We start from the raw sequence: 25291 nt of genomic DNA on the forward strand, positions 1-25291 counted from the left end.
CCGTTTCCCCTGTTCTCCGAAAACTGGTCTATCAGGTCGCGGACGCCGGGAAAACCATGTGCACCGTCAGTCCCTTGCCGTTATCGGCACCATCAGGATCGGTTGCGGCCAGATCCAAGGCGCCATGATGCATCTCCATCACCGCCTCGACGAGGGACAGCCCGAGCCCGGTTCCGGGCTTCGAGCGGCTTTCATCCAGTCGGACGAAACGCTTGACGACGTCGTCGCGCTTTTCCTCGGGAACTCCCGGGCCGTGGTCGGCAACCGAGAGAATGACCTTGCCGTCGCGCCTGCCGAGCGAAACCTTGATCAGCGGATCAGCGGAGCCTTCAGCGTACTTGATCGCGTTGTCGAGCAGGTTGCCGAGCGCCTGCCCGACAAGTTCGCGATTGCCCGAAATCATCGTGCCCGGCGCAACATCCGCTTCCAGCCGCAGGCCGACGTCTTCCGCGACCGGTTCGTAGAGTTCGACGCAGTCCGCCACGATCTGCGAAAGGTCGATCTCGCTCATCTCTGCGGCAGCCGAACCCGCTTCGACGCGCGAAATCATCAGCAGCGCATTGAAGGTGCGGATCAGCTGGTCAGACTCGCCGATGATTTCTTCGAGCGCACCGCGCTGGCTCGTGCCCTTGCGCGCCAGTGCCGCCTCGGCTTTGTTGCGCAGCCGTGTCAACGGTGTCTTCAGGTCGTGGGCGATGTTGTCGGAGACCTGGCGCAGACCCTCGTTCAGCTTCTCGATGCGTCCGAGCATTGCATTCAGCGATTCGGAAAGCCGGTCGAATTCGTCGCCGGAACCGCTCGTCGGCAGACGCTGCGACAGATCGCCCGCCATGATCTTGGTGCTCGCCTCCGACATGCGGTCGATGCGCTTCAGCGCATTGCGGCCGATGGCAAACCAGATGATCAGAGCACCGAGACCCATGATGCCGAGCGCCACCATCAGCGCCTGGCGCACCAGGGCACGGAATTTCTGCGGTTCCTGCAGGTCGCGACCGACGAGGATGCGCAGGCCGTTGTCGAGCATCAACACATGGGCCAGCGCCACGTGGCTGTCCTTGCGGGTCTCGTCGGTATAGCGCTGGTAAGCGAAGGGCCGCTCCGTCCAGCCTTCGCGATCGAGAAGGCCGGGCTCCAGGCTCGCCACATTGCCGGCGAGGATTTCACCGCTCGGCCCGGCGATCACATAGAGATTGGCGCCCGGTTGGCGCGCGCGTCGTTCAAGCGAGCGCAGCAATCCGTTGATCCCGGCGCGGGTATAGACCTGCTCGATCTGGGTCACCTCTGCCGTCACCGCGTCCCGCGTCTGCTGCTGGAGCAGGCGTTCCGACATGCCGGTGACATAGAAGACGAGGAAGGCGGCGCAGAGCGAGAAAAGGATCAGATAGAGCGCGGACAACCGAACGGCGGTTGTCCTGAACAGGACGCCGAGTTTGCTCATGCGCTGGCGGTCCGGTCATCCTTGATCATATAGCCGGCGCCGCGCACTGTCCGAAGCAGCGGCAGATCGAAGTCCTTTTCGATCTTCGAGCGCAGCCGCGAGACGTGCACGTCGATGACGTTGGTCTGCGGGTCGAAGTGATAGTCCCATACGTTCTCGAGCAGCATCGTGCGGGTCACGACCTGGCCGGCATTCTTCATCAGATATTCGAGCAGGCGGAATTCGCGCGGCTGCAGCGGGATTTCCTTGCCCTGGCGGCGGACCGAGTGCGACAGGCGATCAAGTTCGAGATCGCCGACCCGGTAGACCATGTCCTGTTCCGGCGTGCCCTTGCGGCGGCCGAGCACTTCGACACGAGCGAGAAGCTCGTTGAAGGCATAGGGCTTCGGCAGGTAGTCGTCGCCGCCGGCACGCAAGCCCGTCACCCGGTCATCGACCTGGCCGAGTGCCGACAGAATGAGCACCGGCGTATGGATATCCTTGCGGCGCAGTTCCGAAATCACCGACAGGCCATCGCGGCGCGGCAACATGCGGTCGACCACGAGAACGTCATAGCTGTTTTCGCTGGCCATGAAGAGGCCGCTTTCGCCGTCGCTCGCATGGTCGCAGACGATGCCCGCTTCCCGGAACGCCTTTGTAAGATAGCCGACTGCCTCGATATCGTCTTCAATAATAAGAATCTTCATACGCGTGACCATAGTCCCGGACCCCTGTCTGTCTCAACCGGTTTCGGTCTCTCCGACAACCGGCATGGCGATCACTTCGCCCCAAACGGCGAGCGCCGCGAAATCGATCTGATGTCGCGGCGCCCTGGTCATTCATTCGCTGCCGCGATCAAGTCTGATCGATGGGAAGCGCCACGAAGCGGCTGCCGTTCTCGGCTTCGATCTGGAAGAGCGCCTTGCTGCGGCCGTCCTTCTTGGCAAGGTTGATCACCTTGAGGATATCGTCCGCAGACTTCACTTCCTGATTGTTGACGGAAACGATCTTCTCGCCCTGCTTCAGGCCACGATCGCTGGCATCCGAATCCTCGTCCACCGAAGCAATCGTCACGCCCTTGCCGTCGTCGGAAGGCACAACCGTCATGCCGAGGTCGGCCAGGGCCTGCTCGCTCGAAGGCTGGGTTTCCTCCGACTGAGTGCCCTGATCCTTAGCCGCTTCCTTGTCGTCCTTCGGCAGCGTACCGATCTCGAGCTTGACGGTTTCCGACTTGCCGTTGCGCCACAGCGTGACATCGACCGTGGTGCCCGGGCGCATACCGGCGACCTTGCGGGCAAGATCACGCGGATCCTTGATCGTGTCGCCGTTGAGCGCCGTGACGACGTCGCCCTTCTTGATGCCGGCCTTGTCGCCCGGCGAGCCGGCCTGCGGCTCGACGACGAGTGCGCCGTTAGCCTCGGACAGGCCGAGCGATTCGGCGATATCCTTGCTCACCGGCTGGATCTGAACGCCGAGCCAACCGCGCGACACCGAGCCGTCCTTGATGAGGTCGGCAACAACGTCCCTGGCGACGGATGCCGGAATGGCGAAGGCGATGCCGACATTGCCCCCCGACGGCGAGAAGATCGCGGTGTTGATGCCGACCACTTCACCCGAGAGGTTGAAGGTCGGGCCACCGGAGTTGCCGCGGTTCACGGCTGCGTCAACCTGCAGATAGTCGTCATAGGGACCCGAACCGATATCGCGGCCACGGGCCGAGATGATGCCGGATGTCACCGTGCCGCCGAGACCGAAGGGGTTGCCGACGGCCACGACCCAGTCGCCGACGCGCACCTTGTTGTCGTCGGCCCAGCTGACATAGGTGAACTTGCGCTTGTCATCGACCTTGAGCACCGCGAGGTCAGTGCGGCTGTCCTTACCGATCAGCTTGGCGTCGAGCTCGGTGCCGTCATTGAGGATGACCGTGAACGCAGAACCGTCGGAAACGACGTGATTGTTGGTGACGAGGTAGCCGTCTTCGGAGATGAAGAAGCCGGAGCCCTGCGAAGTCGGGCGCAGGCGACCTTCGCCGTGCGGGCCGCGGCGGCCGGGACCACGTTCGGCACGCTCATCGCCGCGCGGGCCGAATTCCTTGAAGAAACGCTTCAGCGGGTGATCGTCGGGAAGCTCATCCAGACCGCGACCGCCAAAATCGAAGGTGAAGTTGTTGCCCTCGTCGGAAACCGGGTTGGCACGCGACTGGACGCGGACGGAGACGACGGCCGGGGAAACGGCATCGACGACATTGGCAAAGCTCGGCACCGAAGGTGCATCGACCTTGACGGCTTCGGCGAAGGATTGGGTGATCGTTGCCGGCAGGCCGGAGGTCAGCATGACGGCCGCAAGACCCGCAACCGTCGAGGTCTTCAGGACAGTCTTGAGGGAGGGACGCAGGAATTTGGTCGTAAACATCCGTTTTGCCTTTTCTTTCCTTGAAGCTGCGGACAAGCAGCTTCGACATCGTGATTTCGAGGGTCGCCGCGGGGTGGCGATCTCGCTATTGGCTGACTGGAGGAACAGCCGATGACGAAAGATGTAACGGATGGGACCTTACTGAGTTCTGTCCGGAAGATGAATTTTTGGTAATGTTGGTGGCGGGCGTCCGCAACGGCGCGTTGCCCGTCGGATCTACGGCTGAAGCAGCTTCTTCAGCTTTTCCTTCTCGTCATCGGAAAGCGGTGTGCCGCGCGATTGCCGACCGCGCCTGAGTGCCGCCACCAGCAGGGTCGCGGAGCCGACCAGTAGAAGCAGGATCGGCATGCCCCACAGGATCATGGTCTTGGTTTCGAACCGCGGTTTGAGCAGCACGAATTCGCCGTAGCGCGAGACGACATAGTCGATCACCGCCTCGTCGCTGTCGCCATTTGCCAGCCTCTCGCGCACCAGGACCCGCAGATCCTTGGCAAGCTCGGCATTGGAATCGTCGATCGACTGGTTCTGGCAGACCATGCAGCGAAGCTCGGCCGAAATCGCCCGCGCCCGCGCTTCGAGTGCGGGATCGGACAAGACCTCATCCGGATTGACCGCGTAGGTCGGGCCGAGCGACGCCAGAAACAGAAAAAAAGCGAGTAGCAAACGGTTCATTCGGCCGCTCCCACCGGGATCGTCTTCGGCCGCTTGGCGCGCGTCGGTGCGCCGACGCGCAGCCGGCGATCGCTAAGCGAGACGAAACCGCCCGCCATCATGAACAAAGTGCCGCCCCAGATGCACAGGATCATCGGTTTCCACCAGATGCGCACGACGATGCCGCCTTCGCTGATCTGGTCTCCGAGCGATACATAGAGCTGGCTCAGGCCAAAGGTACGGATGCCGGCTTCGGTGGTCGGCATGCGCCGCGCCTGATAGAGCCGCTTCGACGACCAGATGTCGGTGACGACGACGCCACCGCTCATGATGGTGAAGTGGCCGGATTCCTCGGAATAGTTCGGGCCGCTGCCATTGCGCATGCCGTCGAAACGCAGGGTGTAGCCTCCGGCTTCCACCGTCATGCCCGGCTTCATCTCGACGACGGTCTCGGTCTCGAAAGCGGTGACGGCGACGATGCCGATCAGGGTGACCCCAAGACCGATATGCGCAAGTGCGGTGCCGAAGGCCGAGCGCGGAAGACCGGAGAACCGTCGCCAGGCGACGTTGCCCGCGACCTTACCGAGCCCCGAGCGCAGCGCCAGATCCGTCAGCGAGCCGGCGATCAGGTAGACGCCCAGGGCAATGCCGAACAAAGCGAGGATGGGCCCGCCGTTCATGGCATAGTAGTAGATGCAGCCGACGACGAGGCCGAGGGCAACCGCTGCAAACAGCCGCTGGGCCACGCCCATGAGATCGCCGCGCTTCCAGGCAAGCAGGGGACCAAAGGGCACCGCAAACAGAAGCGGCAGCATCAACAGCCCGAAGGTCATGTTGAAGAAGGGCGGCCCGACCGAAATCTTGTCGCCGGTCAGCGCTTCGAGCACCAGCGGATAGAGCGTGCCGGTCAACACGGTCGCGGTCGCCGTCGTCAGGATGAGGTTGTTGAAGACAAGAGCGCCTTCCTTCGAAACCGGCGCGAAGATGCCGCCAGCCTTCAGCCGCGATGCGCGGAAAGCAAACAGCGAAAAGGCGCCGCCGATGAAGAAGACCAGGATCGCCAGGATGAAGATGCCGCGCGTCGGGTCGGTCGCAAAGGCATGAACCGAAGTCAGTACGCCGGAGCGGACCAGGAAGGTGCCGAGCAGCGACAGCGAGAAGGTCATGATCGCCAGCAGCACCGTCCAGATCTTCAGCGCCTCGCGCTTCTCCATGACGAGCGCGGAGTGCAGCAGCGCGGTACCGGCAAGCCAGGGCATGAAGGAGGCGTTTTCGACCGGATCCCAGAACCACCAGCCACCCCAGCCAAGCTCGTAATAGGCCCAATAAGAGCCCATCGAGATGCCGGCGGTAAGGAACGTCCAGGCAGCAAGGGTCCATGGGCGCACCCAGCGCGCCCAGGCGGCATCGATACGCCCTTCGATCAGGGCGGCGATCGCAAAGGAAAAGCAGACCGAAAAGCCGACATAGCCCAGATAGAGAAGCGGCGGATGGATGGCGAGGCCGACGTCCTGCAGGATCGGGTTCAAGTCCTTGCCCTCGCCCGGCGCCGGGATCAGGCGGGCGAAGGGGTTCGACGTCAGGAGGATGAACAGCGTGAACGCCACGGCAATCCAGGCCTGGACGGCAAGCACATTCGCCTTCAGCGTTTCCGGCAAATTGCGTCCGAAGGTGGCGACCAGCGCCGAGAAGAACACCAGGATCAACAGCCAGAGCAGCATCGATCCTTCATGGTTCCCCCACACGCCGGAGATCTTGTAGATCAGCGGCTTCAGCGAGTGCGAGTTTTCCCAGACGTTGCGCACCGAAAAATCAGATGCCACGTAGGCGAAGGTCAGAACCGCGAAGGAGAAGGCGACGAGCAGGAAGCAGGCAATCGCCGCGCTGGAGGCGAGTTCCATGAGGGCGCGATCGTTGAGCCTGGCGCCAATGATCGGCAAGGCCGCCTGCACGAAGGCGGTCGCCAGCGCCAGAACCAGCGCGTAATGTCCGACTTCGACGATCGCAGCCTGCATCTGGGCGAATGTCGCCTGCATCAGGTCGAGCACATAATATGTGCTTTCGGTGATCTCACTGATCATCGAATGGTTTCCTTCCCGCTGAGTTCGACACCCTGCGCCTTCAGGCGGTCGGCGACATCCTTCGGCATATAGGTCTCATCATGCTTCGCAAGCACGGAATCCGCAACGAAGACGGAGCTGCCGCCAACGAACGTACCCTCGGTGACCACGCCCTGCCCCTCGCGGAACAGGTCCGGCAGAATGCCGGTATAGGTCACGGGCACCTGGCCCAGCGTATCGGTGACGGTGAACGTCACCGTCTTGCCGTCGCCGCGCTTGACCGAACCGGCCTCGACCAGGCCGCCAAGACGGATGCGGGTCCCCGGCGGCACGTCGGCCTTCGCGAGATCGCTCGGCACATAGAAATAGGCGATCGCCTGGCTGAAGGCGAACATCACCAGCAGGACGGCCATCGTCAGAAAGCCGACGCCACCGCCGATGATCGCCAGTCGCTTCTGTTTGCGCGTCATTGCGTCTCTCCGTCCGTCTTGATCCCGAGTTCACGGGCCAGCGCAAGCAGCTGTTTTCCCTGTTCGCCATCCGCCGGGAAGGTTTTCAGGCTTTCCTTTAGGGCGGCGGCCGCCTGATCTCTTTGATCAAGCACAACATGCGAGCGGATCAACCGCGCCCAGCCTTCGGCGTTGGCAGGATCTTCTTTGAGGCGGGTCGCCAGGCTTTCGACCATGCCGCGGATCATCTCCTGGCGGTCGCCGGCGTTCATGTCCTGGGCGGCGGCGATATCGTCGGCGCTCGGATTTCCCGGTGCAGCACTCGCAGCATTTCCGACAGCGCCGCCCGAAAGCTCCGCCACGTGCTGCTTGACCAGCGGCACCCAAGGCGCATCCGCCGCAGAGCCGGCGATAAGCCGGTTGAAGGCGGCCAGCGCCTCGTCCTTCTTGCCTTCCTGCTTCAGGCCAAGCGCAAGATAGAATTCGGAACGCGGATCGTTCGGGTCGATGGCAAGCGATCTGCGGAGCGCCGCCTGCGCCTCGGTGGTCACGAGCCCGCCCGACAGCGTGATCAGTGCCTCGGCATAGCCACCCAGCCGCGCCGGCGTCGGCCCGAGCAGGCGCACGGCGTTGTCATACGCGGCGACCGCCTCCTCGACGCGACCATTGCGCATGTAGATCGGCGCAAGCACCTCCCAACCGGCACCATCGTTCGGATTCTGCGCCAGATGGTTTTCGGCGCGCGCGATCAGAATGTTGATATCGGCACCGGGATCGGCAAGACGTGCCGCCAGTGGCTGCGCCGGAACACCCGGACTGCCCGTGAACAGGTAAAGACAGAGGCCAATGGCGGGAAGACAGAGCAGCACGAAGGCCTGCGCCACGATGTTAACGCCGCGGCGCGTCGTTACGACCGGGTCGGCGGCACGGTCGATCTCGCCAGCGGCAAGCAGTCGGCGAGCGACCTCGGCGCGGGCGAGTTCGGCATCGTCGCCGCTGATCAAGCCGCTCTCCTGATCGCGCGTCAACTCATCGAGTTGGTCGCGATAGACTTCGATGTCGTGACTATGGGGAGACGATGCGGGCGCTGCCGCCCGCAAGAGCGGGAGGATGAGCACGACAGCTACAGCCGCCGTCAGCGTGGCGACGATGATCCAGAACAACATGGATGCTCAATACTATGGCACCCATGCCATTCCAACTCGAAAACCTGCGATGACGGAGATTTGAGGCGTTTCGCCGCAACCGGAAATCCGGTCAGCTCAGCGGCGTCCAGCTCCCGTCGGAATTGCGGCAGGCGGCACCACGCGCCGTCGTCGGTTGTCCCTTGACGGTCACGGTGTGGCTGTACTGTCGGCAATTCTGCGAACCCACCTGATAGGGCGCGTTAGCGACGACCGAGCCGGCGACGCTGCGTCCTTGCCAATTTACCGGCTGGCCGCCCGGAGCAGCTTCCAGCGCGCGGTACTCGGCCTCGAGTGCACGCTGGCGGTCCGACGTTCCGATATCGAGATTGCCGAGCCGGCCGATAACGCCACCCTGCAGAGCGGCGATGTAAGTCGTCGAAGACACGCTGCGGGTCGCGGCCGTGCCCAGCCCGGCCGCCGCGGTCTGCCCGCCCGAGGTGGTGCTGCAGCCGGCAAGAGCCACCGCCGACGCGATCACCGCGATCCTGCCGCTGACGACAATCGTTCGTGTCATTTCTGCCTGGTTCCTCATGATCCGCGACATGTACTCTCTACTGCGGGGCTCCGACCGGTGGAGCCGAGCGGAGACTTCCCTTTGATTTTCTTTTGGCATCCCCTGTTGGCAGAGGCAACCGGAAGGGTCGCCGACGCGATACTTTCGCCCGCCAGTGTGACACCTAAACCGCAGCCGGCAGCACGAGCTCGGCGCGCAGCCCGCCCTCCTCCCGGCGCGACAGCGTCAGCGTGCCCTGATATTCCCGTACAATTTCACTGACGATCGACAGACCGAGGCCCGTTCCCGGCTTGCTCTCGTCCAGCCGCTTGCCACGCTTCATCGCCAGCGCGATCTGGTCCGGGTCGAGGCCAGCACCGTCGTCGTCCACGTCGAGAACGATCCAATGGCGCCCGGTCTCCTTGGCGTGCTGCTCGTTGGACGCCGGACGAACGTTCAGCCAGACCTCGCCCTTGGCATGGCGAGCAGCGTTTTCGAGCAGGTTGCCGACGGTTTCCTCGACATCCTGCAACTCCATCGCAAGCACCAGACCCGGCGGGTTGATCGACAGATGAACCTCTTTTTCCGGATTGAGCTTTCGCATCACGCGCACCAGCCGCTCCAGCGCTGGCTGCGCTTCCGTACGGGCGAGAACGGAATCGCGCTGAGCGGCGATCCGCGCGCGGCTCAGATAGGATTGGACCTGCATCTGCATCGCATCGACCTGGGTCCGGACGAGTTCGCCATGCGACGCCTCAAGCACGCGGGCCTCGTTGAGGAGGACCGCGATCGGCGTTTTCAACGAGTGCGCGAGATTGCCGACCTGCATGCGCGCGCGCTCGACGATACGGCGGTTGCTGTCGATCAGCGCATTCACTTCGTTTGCCAGCGGCTGGATCTCGCGCGGAAAGGCGCCATCGAGCCTTTCGCTTTCGCCGGCCCGGATCTTCTCCAGCGAGCGGCGAACCTGATCGAGGGGCCTCAGACCGAAGAGAATCGTCAGCGCGTTCATGCCGAGCCCGCCGAGACCGAAGATGGAAAGCGCGATCGTCAGATTGCGGGTGAAGCGGTTGACGTCCGCCTCCAGCACGTCACGATTGCCTGCAACGCGGAAACGCGCCGTGTGGCCCTGAATGTCGAGAACGACTTCGGTCTCGGCCACTTCGACCTCGTTCCCGAACGGGTCCTTGGTGGTATAGAAACGGACATAGCCGGTATCGAAGGGGACTTCGTCGACGCTTGCGATTGGCAGCTTCGCATTGCCGAGCGAGGTGGAGATCAACGGCGGCGTATCGAACTCGCCGATCGGATCGACGATCCAGTACCAGCCGGTCTGCGGCTGGGAAAAGCGCAGATCGCCGAGCTGGGGGCTGCCGGCCAGCACCGTCTTCTCATTGACCGAAATCGAGTTGACGACGTTGAAAAGCTGGGCGCGCAGCAGATCCTTGAAGCCGCGCTCGGACCCCTGCCGGTAGAGGGCAGAGATGACAACCCCGATCACCACCAGGGCAACGACGGCCCAGACGGTCGAAACCGCCAATACACGGGCCGTGAGAGATCTAATTGCCATTGCCGGGTGCTTGCATGCGGTATCCGAGACCGCGCACCGTCTCGATCAGGTCATTGCCGATCTTCTTGCGCAGCCGGCCGACAAAGACTTCGATCGTGTTGGAATCGCGGTCGAAGTCCTGATCGTACATGTGTTCGACCAGCTCCGTCCGGGATACGACCTGGCCCATGTGGTGCATGAGGTAGGAGAGCAGTCGGAACTCGTGCGACGTCAGCTTCAGCGCCGTCCCGTCGACGGTTGCCTTGGAACCCTTGGTGTCGAGTCGCACCGGGCCGCAAACGATTTCAGAGCTTGCGTGGCCGGCCGCCCGGCGGATCAGCGCGCGGATGCGGGCAAGCACCTCCTCGACATGGAACGGCTTGGCGACATAATCGTCGGCACCGGCATCGATGCCCGCCACCTTGTCGCTCCAGCGATCGCGCGCCGTCAGGATCAGCACCGGCATGGTCTTGCCGCCGCCGCGCCATTTTTCAAGAACGGTGATGCCGTCCATCTCGGGCAGGCCGATATCGAGGATCACGGCGTCATAGGGCTCGGCATCGCCGAGATAGTGCCCCTCTTCGCCGTCATAGGCCTGATCGACGACGTAGCCAGCTTCCTTCAGCACTTCTGCGAGCTGCCGGTTCAGGTTGACGTCGTCCTCGACTATCAGAATGCGCATTCGTACCCACTTCCCCTCTTTCGCACCGTCGTCACGGGCGAATTACATCGGCACCCTTACGGTCACCTTCTTCGGTCGGCCGCCATTGCCCGGCACAAGCACCGTGATCACGCACTGGCCATCGGATGTCGGTTGCGCCGACAGCAGTTCGCCGCCGGTTTCCGAAACGACTTGCTGAGCAGCCGCGCTGCAATCGCCGGCCACACGGACGACAATGTCGGTGGGCATGCTGATCTCAGGCGGAGCAAAGCCCGCAAGGCCTGCGGCAAGCGCGGCTATGATCACTGGTGAAGACATGAACGCACTTTCGACTTGGGAAGCATCATGGCAAAAGCAATAACCGATAGAGGCTGAATGGCAAATGAATGTCGGCTGCCCAGCTCGGCGAACAGCCACCTGTGAATGCCTGCATCCACGGCGACCCGACCGCAGATTGCAACGATTCCCTCGGCGGCGAAACCCGACGGAAGAAAACCTCCACCGGACAACAATCCGTGCCGAACATCGATCCGCGGCATGCGGACGCATCACCCGGCAGGAAGCCTATGTTGTCGGCTTTCCATGTCCAATGCATTCATCGCCGCTCAACGAAAGGCAACCGATCCGGCCCGGGCTTTGACGAGCCATGCCAACCGCGCTCAAAAAAGGTAGGCGGACGCGGTGAGAGGGATACCGCGTCCGCCCGTCGCGCGGCGGCAGCAAAGCGCGCCTGCGCGTTGGCATTACGCAAGTATCTCGGGCGATCCTGAAAAAGGTCTAGCCTCGGCGGCAGCATTAGATCTTGTTCGTGGTGAACGGGCCGAGCGCCGAGCGCGATAGCTGCAGCACCGTGCCAGCCCAAAATCAACGAGACGCATTCCGCGACGCAGCCGCCGCCTCGACGATCAGCCATTTGTTAAGCCCTTCTTGCTATCGTCGGATACTCGCTCGAGAGCCAGATGGGCACAGGCTCGGTGGCTCGGCTTATGGCAAGACTTGAAGTGGGCTCGAATATCCGAGTCCTTTGAGTCTCTTGGCCGCACGTCTTCCAAAGTTGAGTCCGGATCTTGCGGGGTTGAGTGAGCGCGATCGGACGAAGAGTCCGATCCCTCATCTAAGCCTCTGCATCGTTTGGTGTTGCCGCTTCCACATCAAGCCTTCAGGCCGCCTCAAGAGGTCAGATACGTCTCATCTCATATCGCGATTATCGAAACGCCGTTCGCAACTGAACATGCTCGCTTTGCGGTGACGTCGCGTATTCGCGTTATGAACCCGTACAGCGGCTGATCGCCAAAGCCGCTTGCTCAAAAGGCAGCCCTCCCGACTCACCCAGCGCCGAATGGCCCGCTGTCCCCAGTCGATTGAATGCAACTGTGGATCATTGAAAAATTAATCGATTTAAAGATTTTTCAATCGTTTAAATGATTTAAGCCACTGATTTACAAAGCGTTTACGATGTGAAATTGTCCGCCCATCAACTTGTCATGAATTTGCAACAGGCCCGGAGGATCGGATGCAGACGCGCGTAAACAACCAGCCAGCATCTCAGCAGTCCAAGGTACCGCAGTCGCTGCTGGACCGTTTCGAAAGCGAATGGCGCGAAATGCGCACAGCCAGCCAGACAACACCGAAGCCCGTTCAGCCGGCTGAGTAAGCACGCGCTGGCGCGTCGACATTCCTGTGTCAATCAACCTTCAAGTCGCCCGCGGCTAACGCCGCGGGCGACTTTCGTTTGTCGCTTGCCGATCGAGCACAGGCGCAGTTCCTCGCCGGGACGAGCCATGTTTTCAGAGAGGGATCGGGCCGTATCCGACCGCCGGTGCCAGACTTCGCCCTGAGGTCTTTCAACGAAGCCAAAGCCGTGCCGGTGCTGCCGCGAGGGCACTGCAGCGGCCGCTCTTTCGGCCAGCCGTGTGGCGAATTCCCGCCTTTTGGCCAATCGAAAAAACCGTGCTACTCTTTTTCCATGCTGACCGACGAGATCGAAAAACTGGCGCTGAGCCTGCCGGGAACGGAAGAAAATGCCCATTTCGGCACGCGGGACTTCCGCGTGGGCAAGCGCATCTTCATGTCCCTGCCCGAGGCAGGACGTGCGGTTTTCAAGTTCACGCCAGACCAGCAGCGCATGCTGCTGGAAATGGAACCCGGCTTCTGCGCTGCGGTCCCCGGCGGTTGGGGCAACAAGGGCTGGACCTCTCTCTATTTTGTCGAGGCCGACGAGGATCTCATTCGCCAGTCGATGGAAACCGCGTGGCGCAACGTTGCCCCCAAAAGCCTGGTCAAGAAGAACGGCCGCCATTGACGCGCGGCCGGCATCGACGTTTCGGGAGCCGTCTGCGGACGACCTTCCACCCGCTGGCAATCGTCTCAGAGAATATGGTCGAAAAGCGTGACCGGCTTGTCGTGATACTCCGTCTGCGCGAAGGGCCGCATGCCGAGCTTTTCCACGATTCGGATCGATGCCGCATTGGCCGGGCTGACGATGGCGGTTACGCGGCGCCCGGCGTGATGTTCACGCGCCCAGCCGAATGCCGCTTGCGCCGCCTCGCTGGCATAGCCGCGTCCCTGCGCCCCGGGCGCGATTGTCCAGCCGGTTTCCATTGTCCCAGTCAGGGCAGGAGTGATCTCGCGGCGCAGCTCCTGAAAACCGACCTGCCCGACGAAATGCCCGGAGCTTCTCTCTTCGATCACGAAATAACCGAAGCCAAAGAACTGCCAGCCGCCCTCCTGACGCAAGAACCGCGTCCACATCTGTTCGCCGGAAAAGGGGGCCGGTGCGATATGACGAAGGATCTCGGGATCCGACCACATCTGCTGATAGGGTTCGAAATCCTCCAACTGCGGTCTGCGGAGAATGAGGCGGTCGGTGCTGATCATCGGAATGCCTGAGAACGATGGAATAATACCACCGATCTCTAGCTGCTCTCGGCGGCGCCTGCAATGGCGCCCCGTTCCCAAACCGATTCCGCCATGGCAGCTAACTGGCTGTTAACCCGAGCCTTTTTCGCCGACTTCCAGCGGCCAGGTTACGAGGTAATCCTCGTAGTCTTCGATGTCGATGCCGTCTTCCGCAACGGTCCGGCCACGCACCGAAATGCCGGCGGCGTGCACCGTCTCGGCATCGCCGGAGAGCAACGGATGCCACCAATAGAGGTCGCGGCCCTCCGCCACCAGCCGATAGCCGCAAGTCGGCGGCAGCCAGGTAATCTCGCGCACCGCATCCGGCGTCAGCTGAATGCAATCCGGCACCGTTGCCTGACGGTTCGGATAGTCCTTGCACCGACAGCTCTCGCCGTCGAGCAGCGTGCAGCGGATCGAGGTCCAGGCGATCTCGGCCGTTTCCCAATCCTCGAGCTTGTTGAGGCAACAGAGCCCGCAGCCGTCGCAGAGGCTTTCCCACTCCGCGTCGTTCATGTCGTCAAGGCTCTTCGCCTTCCAGAAAGGCATTTCGCCCATCGCCATCACACTTTCGTCAAATCGGTCGCGCTACTGCGCCGCACGTCTTATCAGACGTGCAGAGGTCGCAGTAGCGATTTGAGTTGCTGCATGTTTTGTCCTTTAATCGGCGACGATCAAAGGAAAGATGCAGTAGAAAGATTTCGCAGAAAATTGCCGGTTTTTTAAGGCCACCGGCGCGATATGCAAGTAGATTGGAATTTGACGCCGTGCAAATATCGCGCGGCGCCGGCATGATGCCAAAAGCCTTCAGGACGTTGAGACCGTGCGGGAACCGAGGAAAGACGATAACCGGCCGAAAAAACGGCACATCTTTCTGAGAATCGATTCCTGGATCGATTCGACGGTCTGGAATGCCGGGTTCAAACTCTCACAATGGTGGGAGGATACCACTATTTTTTTCCGCCGCTTCCGCGTCACGGGCTGGAAGAAGGCGGTCTTCGAAGTGCTTGGCGAGGGCATGACCTGGGGTACGGCCGGCTCGGTACTGATGCTGGCTCTCGCACTTCCGGCCTTCGAGGAAACCAAGGGCAACTGGCGGGCGCAAAGCGACTTCGCCGTCACTTTCCTTGACCGCTACGGCAACGAAATCGGCCATCGCGGCATCATTCACGAAGATTCCGTGCCGATCGACGAACTGCCTGATCATCTGATCAAGGCCGTGCTTGCGACGGAAGACCGGCGCTTCTTCGACCACTACGGCATCGATTTTCTCGGGCTTGCCCGCGCCATGACAGAGAATGCGCGCGCCGGCGGTGTTGTCCAGGGCGGCTCGACGCTGACGCAGCAGCTCGCCAAGAACCTGTTCCTGTCAAACGAACGCACGATCGAGCGCAAGATCAAGGAAGCGTTTCTGGCCATCTGGCTCGAATCCAACCTGTCGAAGAAAGAGATTCTGCGGCTCTACCTCGACCGCGCCTATATGGGCGGCGGCACGTTCGGCGCGGCGGCAGCGGCGCAGTTCTATTTCGGCAAGGCGATCACCGACGTCAATCTGGCGGAATCCGTCATGCTCGCGGGCCTCTTCAAGGCACCGGCGCGCTACGCCCCGCACGTCAACCTGCCGGCCGCCCGCGGCCGCGCCAACGAGGTTTTGACAAACCTCGTCCAGGGCGGGCTGATGACCGAGGGCCAGGTGATTGCCGCACGTCTCAACCCGGCAACCGTCATCGATCGCGCCCAGGTGAAGGCGCCCGACTTCTTCCTCGACTGGGCGTTTGACGAAGTGCAGCGCATCGCCCGGCCGTTTGCCCAGCATTCACTGATCGTACGCACGACCATCGACATGGGGCTGCAGAATGCGGCCGAAGATTCGGTCGAGTCCAGCCTTCGGCAATATGGCGAAAGCTTCCATGTGAAGCAGGGCGCGCTGGTGATGGTCGAAAACGGCGGACCTGTCCGCGCCATGGTCGGCGGCCGCGACTATGGCGAGAGCCAGTTCAACCGCGCGACGCGGGCGCTGCGCCAGCCGGGGTCCTCCTTCAAGGTCTACACCTACGCCGCAGCGATGGAAAAGGGCATGACACCGGAAACGATCGTTGTCGATGCGCCGATCACCTGGCGCGGCTGGTCACCACAGAATTATGGCCGTAGCTATGCCGGCCGCGTCACCATCCTGACGGCGATCGCCAAGTCGATCAACACAATCCCGGTGCGCCTCGCCAAGGACAAGCTCGGCACGGAGTTGATCGCGCAGACCGCGAAGAACATGGGCATCGAAACACCGCTGCGCTCCGACAAGACGATGCCGCTCGGCACCTCCGAAGTGACCGTGCTCGACCAGGCGACGGCCTATGCCGTCTTCCCCGCCGGCGGCGTACAATCGCGCCGCCACGGGATCAGCCAGATCCTGAACTACGATGGCGACATTCTCTACGACTTTTCCCGCGACGAGCCGCCGGCCAGGCGCATCCTTTCCGAGCAGGCCAACGCATCGATGAATTCTATGCTGACACAGATCCCCGTGATCGGCACGGCACGCAAGGCAGCCCTCGACAACGGCATCGTTACCGGCGGCAAGACCGGTACAACCCAGGCCTATCGCGATGCCTGGTTCGTTGGCTTTACCGGCGATTACACCACGGCGGTCTGGTTCGGAAACGACGACTATACTTCGACCAACGACATGACCGGCGGTTCGCTGCCGGCCATGACCTTCAAGCGGCTGATGGATTATGCCGAACAGGGCATCGAGCACCGCCAGATACCGGGGATAACGACCCCGGCGCCTGCACCCAGCAAGCAACCGCAGGTCGCCAATGCCAAGCCGGACGAAAATGCCCTGCCTCCACTGGTGCGGCCACGATCGCTATCGGCAGACGTGACGCGGCTCCTGCGTTCGGTCGGCGAAACCTTCGAAAAGGTACCGGCCTTGAAGGCGCCGGAAAGGAGCGGCGGCAAAGTCGCCGTACTCGGCGCCGCCGACGGCAGGTCCTCCCAACAGGCTCTCCCGAATGCCGTCAGCAATTGAACGCGCTCGAAACCTTGAATTGAACGGCCGGATCGATGCCGGTTGCCAGGTCGGCGCAATGATCGCCGTTGCGTCGCGCGCCCGTTTGGGCGAGACATGGGCTGCGCTGCGCCTTGCGCCTGTGCATAACCGTATTCGATAGAGCCGCCCTTGTTCCGAATTCCCCTCCTCGTCGCCCTTGCCCTTGCCATCGCCTTCGGCGGCGGCATCGCGTCGGCCGTCTGGGCGCTGAAGGCGACGGTCGGTTTCGGCTCGATCTCGATCGGCCCGTGGGTCGCCTTCCCTGAGGCACAGACCGAGAATGCCGACCCCTATGCCAAGGCGCATCGCGCCCGGGCTGGCGAACTGCTCTATGGCGGCGCCGAAGGGCTGATGTTCATGGCACAGGTCGACGACAAGGGCGACAAGCTCTCGGCCGCCTGCTCCTACGATGTCTCCGGGCTGACGCCGCAGGCGCGGTTCTGGACGCTCTATGCAGCGAATGCCGATGGCGTGCCGCTGCGCCCCGGCTCGGATCTGCCTTCGGCGATCAACTCGTGGACGGTGCTGCGCGCCGAAGACAGCGCCTTCACCATCCATGTCTCGCCGAACGCCAAGCCGGACAACTGGGTCGCGTTGCGGCATTCCGGAGCCTTCCGGCTTGTCTTGACGCTGCTCGATACACCGACGGCAGGCTCCTCCGGCCTTATCGATCTCGCCATGCCGAAAGTCGTGAAAACGGGATGCGGCGATGCGTAGTGTTCTATTCGCTTCGATCCTTGGTCTCGTGGGCGCAGCACTGCTACACATCATCATCGTGCTGGTGCTGCCGCAATTTACCGGTCGCGACGCCTATACGCGCGTACTCGGTCTTCTCGAGATGGACAGCTTCTTTTCCTTGACGAGCACCCCTGGGCCGACTGGTCTCGCCAACGACGACCCTTATCTGCGCACGGCCGTCTGCAGCTTTTCGATCGCCGACGGTCCGGCGCGGTTCCTCGCCAGAGGCGCGGTACCCTTCTGGTCGCTTGCGGTTTTCGACAGCGCATCGAATGAGGTCTTCAGCATGAACGACCATACGGCCGTCAACGGCAGGCTGGACCTCGTGGTTGCGACGCCGATCCAACTGGTGGAACTGCGCAAGGCGCCGCCGGACGCTTTGGCCCAATCGATCATGGTGGAAATGAAGGAGGAGGATGGATATGCGGTGCTGCGCGCCATGGCGCCGCTCGACAGCTTCGAGGATCAGGTCCGGAACTTCCTGGCGGAATCAAGCTGCGAGCCGTTCCGTCGCTAAAGCTTGTCGCGCTCTCTGGGATTCGCTGACTGCACTTTAAGCTCTTGTTCTTGGCATGGCGTCGTCGCAAAACCGCTGCGCACTTTTGCGCGACATGCCTTAGGCAGCGCAATCGCTTCGGCACGATGTTCAGCCTTCAGCCTTGCCGTTCCTATCTAGATGTTGTGGGGAAGATTAACGCGACCGCAAGGGGCGGAGCGTCCTTGGCACGGGCAATGCCGTGCTCAAGCCGGCCGATGCGGCCGACACATGGGTGGTAGCTATAAGCCTACTGCTTTTTGATCCGACGTCCGTCGGGCGCGGTTGGCTGCGGATCGCGGCCATCGAGTCGCTCGTAGCGGATTCCGGTAAACAGAAGCACTTTCGCTCCGCCCGAGATGGCCGGAGGCCTGCGTGGTGGCATTTGGACCTTGTGGTCCTCAATTCTGATCACGTCTGCCATGCTCGTCTCCATATAGGCTTGAGACGGATGAACTACCGTACAGATTTCACCCTGCCCTTTCGGGGCCAGCGCATTTTCCCGGGCAATGCCCGGACAGGCGCGCTTTTCTCATTTTCTCCTTCTTCCGGTCGCCCGGAGGTTGCTGCTTGCTCAAGTGGTACAGACCAATCATAGCCGGTCCGCTTCGATTGAGCCATAGGCTGGTTAACAGATGGTTAACGCCGCATCTGCACCCCTAACCTGTGGGCAGTATGTCCCCCGGAACAACAAAACACTGTATCCGGGGTAACAGCTTCGGGCGGAACGGGGAATGGCTAGCGCCTGGACAACAGCCCGAACAGGAAGGAAACGCCGGCAACGGTCAGAAGGGTCGAAATCGGCTCTTCACGAACGCGCTCTCGCACCCGCTCCGCCATCAATTCCGCCTCACTCTGAACAACAGCCTTGGCACCGGACCCGATCGCCGACACGCTATCGGTCAGCCGGGCAATCTCGGCGCGCAACTCGGCAATCTGCGCTTCCAGTTCGACGCGAGCGGCCGATGCTTCCACTTCACTCTCGACCGTGTCGCGCACCGCCTGCAGTTTCTTTTCTACCATTGCAACGCTCCTTCTCTTGCCCGGTTTCAACGCATCGCAACGGCAATGGTTCCGACCGAGAGGCGCGAAAATCCGAACGCGAACGAAAACGGGCGGCCCAAGGGCCGCCCGTCCGAAAGCTGCGGCGAAACGCCCGCAACTCATTATCTCACACGCATCACTCCACGCAGGATGGATCCAATGCCTGGCATCGAATCAATGGAGCCGGGCGGGCGGCACCGTAGCCATCTTCGAAGTCCTCACGCACTCGGGTGCCATCACGATCCCGCTGACGTTCCCAGTCGCGGCGGTTATCGCCGCCTGCCTGATCGTCCCAGCGCTCGCCGTCTCTGCGGTCACGTTCCCAGTTCTGGCGGTCGCGATCCCGCTCGCGCTGTTCGCGTGCCTGATCGCGCGTCCAATCGCGCTCCTGCCGGGCGCGGTCGCGTTCCCACTCCCGGCGATCGCGGTCACGCTGACGCTCCCAGTCGCGCGGGCGGCGGTTGTCATCGACCCAATCAGGGCCACGGCGCCACCGGTCACGGTCGCGATAGAAGTCACGGCCGCGATAGTTGCGATCCCAGTAGCGATCGAACTGGAAGACCACAGTCGGGATACCGAGCGGGCGGTAATATTGCGGTTCGACATAGACCCTGTTGCGGCGATAGTTCGCCTGCACATAGCGTCCCGCAACCCAGCCGCGGCCGCCGTAGAAGGAAACGTCGCACCAGGGCAGATCGGCAAGGCAGCCGTGGATTTCGACGGATTCGCCGGCCGGGATCATCGACACTGCCGGATAGCGTGTGCTCGGACCGGACCGCATATTGACGTTGGCGGTTGCAAATCCCTCTGCCGCCTCGGCGATCGCCGGCGCCAGGAAAAGCGCGCATATGGCCACTGCGCGCAACAGTATTTTCTTCACAGTAAGCTTACTCCCATCGGAAGGCCCCTCTTTACCAAGCCTTCTTGTGTCGGCGGGCGTCCGGAACCCTTCACCGTCACCGCGATCACTTAAAGTCGCTTGTGGATTTTTTAAGGCTGGAGACGATCGAGCCCACAGGAATACCAACCTGCATTGATCTTGACCTATGCGCCGGAGCGATTTTGGTTTCCGGCAAGGAGAGACGCGGACTATGCGGCCCGGTGAGGATTAGTGACGCCGCCCGGAGGCCAAAAGCGCACGGCCAATAGGTCAATCAGCGCCGGTTTCCATGAGCACGAGGGCTTTGCGACCTGAAGCGGACAAAATCATCGGCCGCTTGCGCGCCGCAAGCCTGAATAAAGCCCCAACGTCCATAGTTAACAGTGCGCTAACGCTTTTCTTTTATTTTTAGTGACGTGTGCCGTTCCGGGTCGCCGGCAAGGGCAATCATGTTTTGCGTGCAAGGATTTATCGTGACGGATCGCTTTCGTGAGTTGGAAAGGCCACAGACGGGCCGCTTGAAGGACGTGGTCCTGATGGCAACCGTCAGCGGTTTCGAAAGCCTGCGGATCCCTCGCAAGTCCGACATGAAGCAATTTTCCGAATTGTTCGAGCCGCTGTTCCTCGGCTCCAGCAGCGAAGCGCGCCGTCAGGCGGCAGCCGCTCTGTCGCAGTGCCCCCATGTTCCGGAGCCGGTCGCAGCCTTGATCGGCAGTATGCCGATCTCGATCGCCGCCATTTTCCTCACCCGCTCGCAAGCCCTGTCGGACCGCACGCTTATCGGCATCATTCGCCAGCAGGGCTCAGCCCATGCCGGTGCTATCGCCCGCCGCGCAGCGCTGTCGCCATCCGTGATCGATGCCCTTGTCGAGCACCACAACCCCGCCGGCCTTTCCGCCCGCCCGGACGTGCGGCAACGGTCGGTCGCCGAGCCTCCAGCGCCGACCGAGCCGGATGTCGACGCAGCAAGGGCCGCGCGTGAGGAAACGTTGCGCGCCGAGATCAAGGCACTTGCCCGCGCCGGTGCGCACGAAGCGGCTGCTGCCGCATCAACCATTATACCGATCAGCGCCACGCTGATCGCCCTCCTGGTGCGCTTTGCCCGCAGCGGCGAGATCATCCTGTTTTCGCGCGCGCTGGCGACCGCACTTGATACCGGCGGACCGCTGGTCGAGCGCATTCTTCTCGACGTTTCCGGTCAACAGCTGGCGACGAGCCTGATCGCCCTATCGCTGCCAACCGACGACCTCATCTTCGTGCTGCAATCGCTTTATCCGCATCTCGCCGAACGCATCGGCGGCGCCAGCCGCGCGGAAGCCTTGACGGGCACCATGGACCCGACGTCATGCCGCGAACGGCTTGACGCGTGGCTGCTATCGGAAACACGGGACGACGCGCCCGCCGCACGGCACCAGGCCTATCTTGCAGATGACCATGCCAATGACGCACGCCAGCCGACCGTCCGCAAGGTGGCCGGGGCCGTCGGCGGCGCCAAAGGGCAACGCGCCTTCGGCCGCCGGTAGGTCCTGGTCACGACCGAGCCGGTCCAGCTCTCACACATGTTTCAAGAGTGGTTTGCGCCATCTTCCGGCACGACATCGAACAGGTCAGCGCGATCGTCCAGCTCGATCTCGACGATCCAGCAATCCGGATCGAAACGGATTTCACGGGAGAGTGCATGATCCACGGCATCGCCATCCCGATCCTTCAAGCGGATCTCGAACTTGCGACCGGTATCGGCGCCGTCATCGAAGAAGTTCTGCGGCGCCGGCGCGAACAGCGTCTCGGTACCCATTCGTGTGCGCTGACGAATAAAGATCGCGCCAGCATCCTCCGCCCCCTTGCGCAGGACGGCCGCATAACCACCGAGCGCAAAGGCCCGGCGTAGCAATGCGGAGACGAAGATGTGGGACTTGAGACGCATGGAGAGCCTGTACACGGGCGGAGCCAAGCATGCAAATTAGCTGCCACCGCGCAGCCCGCGGTAAAGAAAGCGTTGTGGTTTTCGTGGTGGTCGCTGCGGGCCTTACAGCATTACGCTCAAACATGACGTGTGATGCTACAGCGCTTTAGACTGACTGGATTGCTCCTTAAATCGGATCCGACCTGAGCAGCGATCCAGTAAGCAAATCGCTTTTCAGCAGATCGGAGTGGCAACCGTTAGAAGGCACCTTAGAGCGCACCGATTTCCTTGAGTTTTTTCAGCACTTTCGCATTGGGTTCGCCGGTCTGCGGCAGGCGGTAGTGCTTCTCGAAATGGCGGATTGCCGCGCGCGTCTGGTCACCGGCGACGCCGTCGACGACGATGTCGGCATAGGCGAGATTGCTCAGGCCCTTCTGGATGTTCAGCACCAGTTCGCTCGATACCGGGATTTCCGCGCGCGGAATGAGCATCTTGTCGGTCTCTGCCGAACGAATAGCGGCGGCAACCGGGTCGACATCGGCAACGGCGCGTTTCGGGTCTGCGTAGGGCCGGCTTGCCGGCATTGCAGCGGCCATCTTCTGGCCAGACGTTGTGCGCAGCGCGCGCAGCAGTTCGGCGCTGGCGGTTCCCGTTTCCGTGCGTCCGGCCTGCTTCTCAAATCGCAGGATCGCGGCTGAGGTGCGCGGGCCTGTGCGTCCATCCGGCACGCCATCGTAAAGGCCGATGCGGTTCAGTTCCTTCTGGATATCGGCGACCAGCGGTGAAGCGGACGTCTCCGGCACCGAGGCGACACGTTCGGGCGACGGCTTTTCGGCAGGCGCCTCAGACGAGGCCGCTGCGATCACGTCCCCGACGTTTTCCGTCTCCTTGTCGCCCTCGCGCTTGATGACGAAGGTGGTGACGTTGCGCGGCTCGATCTCGGCGCCCTTGGCGACGGCGATGCGCTCCGCTGTCTCCGGGCTGACAAGCGGCACGCGGGTGCGAAGCAGAGGTGATGGATGGGAACCATGCTGATACCACATGGCGTTGGCGGCGACGAAGGAGAAAACCACGGCAAAGGCAGCCGAACCGCCGGCACCGAGGGGGTGGCGGGCCGCCAGCCGTCCGGCAAGCGCAACCCCGCGGCCGGCGAGAGCCAACCCACGCATGGCAAGGCCGGGCGCGGAACGCGCCGCCTTCTTGCGTTCAGGCTGTTTTCGCTTGCGCGGCGCCATATCCCCGTTCCTCGTTCAAACCCGCCCGTTCGAATCGGTCGCCATCGGCAACCGCCTGCGTGTCGTTATCTCTCAGCCGCGGCGGAAATTCGACGGTCACCGCCGAGCGCGGTTCCTCGCGGTTGGCCTCGACGATGCCGGAGCCGTCGCTGGGCAGCGTGACGGTGATGACCGTGCCCTCGCGCTCACGGCTGCGGATGGCGATCTCGCCGCCATGAAGCGCCACGAGGCCCTTGACCAGCGAGAGACCGAGACCGGTGCCCTCATAACGGCGGGTGTAATCGTTCTGGATCTGGACGAAGGGTTGTCCCAACATCTGTAGTTTGTCTGCAGCAATACCGATGCCGGTGTCGCTGACGGTCAGCTTCAATGCCGGACCGTCAAGCTCGGCGTCGATCGTCACCATGCCGCCATGGTCGGTGAACTTGATGGCGTTTCCGACCAGGTTGATCAGAACCTGCTGGAAGGCACGTTGGTCGGCGTTGATCTCGCCGACGCTGCGGGTAACGCGGCTCGCCAGTTTAACGCCCTTTTCCTGCGCCTGATGCGACAGCATCGCTTCGCAGGCGGCGACCGCTTCCGCCACACGGAAGGGTTCGGGAACCAGCTCGTAGCGGCCCGCCTCGATCTTGCTCATATCGAGCATCGTATTGACGACGGACAGAAGGTGTTCGCCCGACTTGTGGATCAGGCTGACATATTCGCGCTGGCGGTCGTTTTCGAGCTTGCCGAAGTACTCACCGGTCAACACGTCGGAGAAGCCAAGGATGGCGTTGAGCGGCGTGCGCAGCTCATGGCTGACGGCGGCGAGGAAGCGGGTCTTGGCGTCGTTGGCCGATTCCGCTTCCGCAGTTCTCGCCGCCGCTTCGGCGCGCAAGCGTGCTTCCTGCGAGACATCGCGCGACTGCGCCAGGATCGCCGTCAAACCGCCGTCGCGGTCGAGAAGCGGCGCCAGCTCGCAGCACATATGGACGAACTGTTCGCCTTCGGCCGGGAGCGACCGACGTTCGATGCGAATGTTGACGGTCGCCCGCTCGCCGCCCTGGCGCAGGACATCGATTGCGCTCAGGAACGTGATGCGGTCGGAGACGTGGATCTGCTCGATGAAGCCGCGGCCGCCCGGGTCGCGCATCAGGGTCAGATGCTCGGCTGCGTCACGACCATGAATGGAAAGAACATTACCGCGCAGATCGTGCACGGTGACAAGACCGGCGAAAAGGTCGTAGGCGGCGGAGAGGTCCGGAAGATCCGGCGCAGTCGGTTCAAGCGTTTCCGAGGCCTGGTTGCCGCGTCCGCGCGCAATCGCAGCCGCGGCGGCCAGCAGCGATGCGGACGCCCAGAGAGCGGTCCCGAGCGGCAATGCGGAGGAAACAGGCATGGCGAGCGCAAGCGCCAACGGTACAGCCGGAAGCGCGGTCAGGGAGACGGCAGCCACGGTGCGCAGACGCTTGAGGTCCCGACGGCCAACGGCGGAGCCGGCCTCGCGGCGGGGCAACCACAGGGCAGCGGCCTCGTCCACGCGGGACGTCCATCTGCCAGCCATGTCACGCAATACGCTCACGCCTTACCCTGCCACATTTGTTGTTCTTGCGAGACTGCGCGTGACCGATTTCCGCTTCATGCGGGCCGCCATTCGAACTGCCTCGTGACATGTCGGAATCTCGCATCCCCGGCTTAATGAAAGAATAAACGAGACTGTCCCGGAACGGCGCCAAATGCCCGAAAAATCCCGTTTTGAGGCAATTCGAGCGACCTTCATTTCTTGTGGTTAACGGGGCGTAAGCAACGGATTTCCGTGCATTTTCCGCCTCGCGTTAAGGATTTGGGCAAGACGCCCAGGTGCTGTTTCCCACGCTTTCGGGCTTTGCCGGCGGCCCGCCGCCACGATCCTTAACGGCGAAAGCTAAAATGCGACACAAATGCTCGGCAAATCCTCGAAATCGGGAATTTCATTAAAATTCGAAACAAATGCTGCGGGTTTTTGAAAAGCGGTCTTGTGATTCCCTGCCTAATGTCGGTCTCAACAAAGGGCCGGACGACGAAAGACGGCGGTCCCCATGGAAACGACGGCGGGCGTGAACGGGTATCAGGGGATACTGCGGCGCTCCAGGATGCCGAAAGCGGAAAAAC

General features: G+C 62.3%; 25 protein-coding genes. 6 read left to right on the forward strand and 19 right to left on the reverse strand.

Going from position 1 to position 25291, the window contains the following annotated elements:
* Positions 1 to 31 precede the first annotated feature (31 nt).
* The 11 genes from ABIE33_RS02910 to ABIE33_RS02960 form a co-directional block, all read right to left on the reverse strand.
* The gene (locus tag ABIE33_RS02910; protein WP_429121145.1) at positions 32 to 1438 is read right to left on the reverse strand and encodes a sensor histidine kinase; all 1407 of its coding nucleotides are present in this window, start codon (positions 1436 to 1438) and stop codon (positions 32 to 34) included.
* Positions 1435 to 2136: a response regulator transcription factor gene (locus tag ABIE33_RS02915; protein WP_429121147.1), complete on the reverse strand. Its 702-nt coding sequence runs from the start codon at positions 2134 to 2136 to the stop codon at positions 1435 to 1437. The genes ABIE33_RS02910 and ABIE33_RS02915 overlap by 4 nt, the downstream gene beginning before the upstream one ends.
* A gap of 136 nt (positions 2137 to 2272) precedes the next feature.
* Positions 2273 to 3829, reverse strand: a complete 1557-nt coding sequence (locus ABIE33_RS02920; RefSeq protein ID WP_429121148.1) for a Do family serine endopeptidase — start codon at positions 3827 to 3829, stop codon at positions 2273 to 2275.
* Between the two features lie 216 nt (positions 3830 to 4045).
* Positions 4046 to 4501: a cytochrome c-type biogenesis protein gene (locus ABIE33_RS02925; protein WP_429121151.1), complete on the reverse strand. Its 456-nt coding sequence runs from the start codon at positions 4499 to 4501 to the stop codon at positions 4046 to 4048.
* Positions 4498 to 6495, reverse strand: coding sequence for a heme lyase CcmF/NrfE family subunit (locus ABIE33_RS02930; RefSeq protein WP_429123059.1), 1998 nt, complete (start codon positions 6493 to 6495; stop codon positions 4498 to 4500). The genes ABIE33_RS02925 and ABIE33_RS02930 overlap by 4 nt, the downstream gene beginning before the upstream one ends.
* Positions 6496 to 6557: 62 nt before the next feature.
* Complete coding sequence (gene ccmE / locus ABIE33_RS02935; protein ID WP_429121153.1) at positions 6558 to 7010, reverse strand: cytochrome c maturation protein CcmE; 453 nt, start codon at positions 7008 to 7010, stop codon at positions 6558 to 6560.
* Entirely contained in the window at positions 7007 to 8155 is a 1149-nt protein-coding gene (ccmI, locus tag ABIE33_RS02940) for a c-type cytochrome biogenesis protein CcmI (RefSeq protein WP_429121156.1), read from the reverse strand. Before ccmI ends, ccmE begins: the two co-directional genes overlap by 4 nt.
* Before the next feature lie 91 nt (positions 8156 to 8246).
* Entirely contained in the window at positions 8247 to 8690 is a 444-nt protein-coding gene (locus ABIE33_RS02945; protein ID WP_429121159.1) for a hypothetical protein, read from the reverse strand.
* A 163-nt stretch (positions 8691 to 8853) separates the two neighbouring features.
* Positions 8854 to 10239: an ATP-binding protein gene (locus ABIE33_RS02950; RefSeq protein WP_429121162.1), complete on the reverse strand. Its 1386-nt coding sequence runs from the start codon at positions 10237 to 10239 to the stop codon at positions 8854 to 8856.
* On the reverse strand, positions 10229 to 10900 hold the full coding sequence (feuP, locus tag ABIE33_RS02955) for a two-component system response regulator FeuP (protein WP_053246831.1): 672 nt from the start codon (positions 10898 to 10900) through the stop codon (positions 10229 to 10231). Before feuP ends, ABIE33_RS02950 begins: the two co-directional genes overlap by 11 nt.
* A gap of 42 nt (positions 10901 to 10942) precedes the next feature.
* Positions 10943 to 11197: a hypothetical protein gene (locus tag ABIE33_RS02960; protein ID WP_429121166.1), complete on the reverse strand. Its 255-nt coding sequence runs from the start codon at positions 11195 to 11197 to the stop codon at positions 10943 to 10945.
* 1195 nt (positions 11198 to 12392) lie between these two features.
* On the opposite strand from ABIE33_RS02960, the gene ABIE33_RS02965 reads away from it, so the two are divergent.
* Together ABIE33_RS02965 and ABIE33_RS02970 are read left to right on the forward strand one after the other, a co-directional pair.
* Positions 12393 to 12533 carry a hypothetical protein gene (locus tag ABIE33_RS02965; RefSeq protein ID WP_429121169.1) on the forward strand — a complete coding sequence of 47 codons (141 nt, stop codon included), beginning with the start codon at positions 12393 to 12395 and terminating at the stop codon, positions 12531 to 12533.
* 312 nt (positions 12534 to 12845) lie between these two features.
* Entirely contained in the window at positions 12846 to 13181 is a 336-nt protein-coding gene (locus tag ABIE33_RS02970) for an MmcQ/YjbR family DNA-binding protein (protein ID WP_429123061.1), read from the forward strand.
* A gap of 65 nt (positions 13182 to 13246) precedes the next feature.
* Here the strand turns inward: ABIE33_RS02970 and ABIE33_RS02975 are convergent, their stop codons facing one another.
* Both ABIE33_RS02975 and ABIE33_RS02980 read right to left on the reverse strand, forming a co-directional pair.
* Positions 13247 to 13756 (reverse strand): GNAT family N-acetyltransferase, encoded by a 510-nt coding sequence (locus tag ABIE33_RS02975; protein ID WP_429121171.1) that lies wholly within the window; start codon positions 13754 to 13756, stop codon positions 13247 to 13249.
* 111 nt (positions 13757 to 13867) lie between these two features.
* Entirely contained in the window at positions 13868 to 14335 is a 468-nt protein-coding gene (locus ABIE33_RS02980; RefSeq protein ID WP_429123064.1) for a YcgN family cysteine cluster protein, read from the reverse strand.
* A 265-nt stretch (positions 14336 to 14600) separates the two neighbouring features.
* Between ABIE33_RS02980 and ABIE33_RS02985 the strand changes: the two genes are divergently transcribed.
* The 3 genes from ABIE33_RS02985 to ABIE33_RS02995 all read left to right on the forward strand — a co-directional run bounded on the left by ABIE33_RS02985 (position 14601) and on the right by ABIE33_RS02995 (position 18081).
* Positions 14601 to 16805, forward strand: coding sequence for a transglycosylase domain-containing protein (locus tag ABIE33_RS02985; RefSeq protein WP_429121174.1), 2205 nt, complete (start codon positions 14601 to 14603; stop codon positions 16803 to 16805).
* A gap of 150 nt (positions 16806 to 16955) precedes the next feature.
* The gene (locus ABIE33_RS02990) at positions 16956 to 17543 is read left to right on the forward strand and encodes a DUF1214 domain-containing protein (RefSeq protein ID WP_429121177.1); all 588 of its coding nucleotides are present in this window, start codon (positions 16956 to 16958) and stop codon (positions 17541 to 17543) included.
* A complete protein-coding gene (locus ABIE33_RS02995) occupies positions 17536 to 18081 on the forward strand; it encodes a DUF1254 domain-containing protein (RefSeq protein ID WP_429121180.1) in 546 nt (181 codons plus the stop codon). The genes ABIE33_RS02990 and ABIE33_RS02995 overlap by 8 nt, the downstream gene beginning before the upstream one ends.
* A gap of 268 nt (positions 18082 to 18349) precedes the next feature.
* Here the strand turns inward: ABIE33_RS02995 and ABIE33_RS03000 are convergent, their stop codons facing one another.
* The 3 genes from ABIE33_RS03000 to ABIE33_RS03010 all read right to left on the reverse strand — a co-directional run bounded on the left by ABIE33_RS03000 (position 18350) and on the right by ABIE33_RS03010 (position 20023).
* Positions 18350 to 18523, reverse strand: coding sequence for a hypothetical protein (locus ABIE33_RS03000; protein WP_429121183.1), 174 nt, complete (start codon positions 18521 to 18523; stop codon positions 18350 to 18352).
* 314 nt (positions 18524 to 18837) lie between these two features.
* Positions 18838 to 19122 carry a hypothetical protein gene (locus ABIE33_RS03005; protein ID WP_429121186.1) on the reverse strand — a complete coding sequence of 95 codons (285 nt, stop codon included), beginning with the start codon at positions 19120 to 19122 and terminating at the stop codon, positions 18838 to 18840.
* A 157-nt stretch (positions 19123 to 19279) separates the two neighbouring features.
* A complete protein-coding gene (locus ABIE33_RS03010; RefSeq protein ID WP_429121189.1) occupies positions 19280 to 20023 on the reverse strand; it encodes an SH3 domain-containing protein in 744 nt (247 codons plus the stop codon).
* Positions 20024 to 20472: 449 nt separating this feature from the next.
* On the opposite strand from ABIE33_RS03010, the gene ABIE33_RS03015 reads away from it, so the two are divergent.
* Positions 20473 to 21546, forward strand: a complete 1074-nt coding sequence (locus tag ABIE33_RS03015) for a DUF2336 domain-containing protein (protein ID WP_429121192.1) — start codon at positions 20473 to 20475, stop codon at positions 21544 to 21546.
* A gap of 41 nt (positions 21547 to 21587) precedes the next feature.
* On the opposite strand, the gene ABIE33_RS03020 is transcribed toward ABIE33_RS03015, so the two are convergent.
* From ABIE33_RS03020 to ABIE33_RS03030, 3 genes are all read right to left on the reverse strand, one after another.
* Entirely contained in the window at positions 21588 to 21947 is a 360-nt protein-coding gene (locus tag ABIE33_RS03020) for a DUF1491 family protein (protein WP_429121195.1), read from the reverse strand.
* A gap of 248 nt (positions 21948 to 22195) precedes the next feature.
* Entirely contained in the window at positions 22196 to 23161 is a 966-nt protein-coding gene (locus ABIE33_RS03025; protein ID WP_429121198.1) for a peptidoglycan-binding domain-containing protein, read from the reverse strand.
* Positions 23133 to 24704, reverse strand: coding sequence for a sensor histidine kinase (locus ABIE33_RS03030; protein ID WP_429123067.1), 1572 nt, complete (start codon positions 24702 to 24704; stop codon positions 23133 to 23135). The genes ABIE33_RS03025 and ABIE33_RS03030 overlap by 29 nt, the downstream gene beginning before the upstream one ends.
* Positions 24705 to 25291 lie beyond the last annotated feature (587 nt).

The sequence above is a fragment of the Ensifer sp. 4252 genome (assembly GCF_050434565.1).
Taxonomy (GTDB): Bacteria; Pseudomonadota; Alphaproteobacteria; order Rhizobiales; family Rhizobiaceae; genus Ensifer.

Bases quoted from the DNA above. Each gene is read 5' to 3' on its own strand.
- ABIE33_RS02910 (WP_429121145.1), bottom strand. From the start codon at position 1,438: ATGAGCAAACTCGGCGTCCTGTTCAGGACAACCGCCGTTCGGTTGTCC.
- ABIE33_RS02915 (WP_429121147.1), bottom strand. From the start codon at position 2,136: ATGGTCACGCGTATGAAGATTCTTATTATTGAAGACGATATCGAGGCA.
- ABIE33_RS02920 (WP_429121148.1), bottom strand. From the start codon at position 3,829: ATGTTTACGACCAAATTCCTGCGTCCCTCCCTCAAGACTGTCCTGAAG.
- ABIE33_RS02925 (WP_429121151.1), bottom strand. From the start codon at position 4,501: ATGAACCGTTTGCTACTCGCTTTTTTTCTGTTTCTGGCGTCGCTCGGC.
- ABIE33_RS02930 (WP_429123059.1), bottom strand. From the start codon at position 6,495: ATGCAGGCTGCGATCGTCGAAGTCGGACATTACGCGCTGGTTCTGGCG.
- ccmE (WP_429121153.1), bottom strand. From the start codon at position 7,010: ATGACGCGCAAACAGAAGCGACTGGCGATCATCGGCGGTGGCGTCGGC.
- ccmI (WP_429121156.1), bottom strand. From the start codon at position 8,155: ATGTTGTTCTGGATCATCGTCGCCACGCTGACGGCGGCTGTAGCTGTC.
- ABIE33_RS02945 (WP_429121159.1), bottom strand. From the start codon at position 8,690: ATGACACGAACGATTGTCGTCAGCGGCAGGATCGCGGTGATCGCGTCG.
- ABIE33_RS02950 (WP_429121162.1), bottom strand. From the start codon at position 10,239: ATGGCAATTAGATCTCTCACGGCCCGTGTATTGGCGGTTTCGACCGTC.
- feuP (WP_053246831.1), bottom strand. From the start codon at position 10,900: ATGCGCATTCTGATAGTCGAGGACGACGTCAACCTGAACCGGCAGCTC.
- ABIE33_RS02960 (WP_429121166.1), bottom strand. From the start codon at position 11,197: ATGTCTTCACCAGTGATCATAGCCGCGCTTGCCGCAGGCCTTGCGGGC.
- ABIE33_RS02965 (WP_429121169.1), top strand. From the start codon at position 12,393: ATGCAGACGCGCGTAAACAACCAGCCAGCATCTCAGCAGTCCAAGGTA.
- ABIE33_RS02970 (WP_429123061.1), top strand. From the start codon at position 12,846: ATGCTGACCGACGAGATCGAAAAACTGGCGCTGAGCCTGCCGGGAACG.
- ABIE33_RS02975 (WP_429121171.1), bottom strand. From the start codon at position 13,756: ATGATCAGCACCGACCGCCTCATTCTCCGCAGACCGCAGTTGGAGGAT.
- ABIE33_RS02980 (WP_429123064.1), bottom strand. From the start codon at position 14,335: ATGGGCGAAATGCCTTTCTGGAAGGCGAAGAGCCTTGACGACATGAAC.
- ABIE33_RS02995 (WP_429121180.1), top strand. From the start codon at position 17,536: ATGCGTAGTGTTCTATTCGCTTCGATCCTTGGTCTCGTGGGCGCAGCA.
- ABIE33_RS03000 (WP_429121183.1), bottom strand. From the start codon at position 18,523: ATGGCAGACGTGATCAGAATTGAGGACCACAAGGTCCAAATGCCACCA.
- ABIE33_RS03005 (WP_429121186.1), bottom strand. From the start codon at position 19,122: ATGGTAGAAAAGAAACTGCAGGCGGTGCGCGACACGGTCGAGAGTGAA.
- ABIE33_RS03015 (WP_429121192.1), top strand. From the start codon at position 20,473: ATGTTTTGCGTGCAAGGATTTATCGTGACGGATCGCTTTCGTGAGTTG.
- ABIE33_RS03020 (WP_429121195.1), bottom strand. From the start codon at position 21,947: ATGCGTCTCAAGTCCCACATCTTCGTCTCCGCATTGCTACGCCGGGCC.
- ABIE33_RS03025 (WP_429121198.1), bottom strand. From the start codon at position 23,161: ATGGCGCCGCGCAAGCGAAAACAGCCTGAACGCAAGAAGGCGGCGCGT.
- ABIE33_RS03030 (WP_429123067.1), bottom strand. From the start codon at position 24,704: ATGGCTGGCAGATGGACGTCCCGCGTGGACGAGGCCGCTGCCCTGTGG.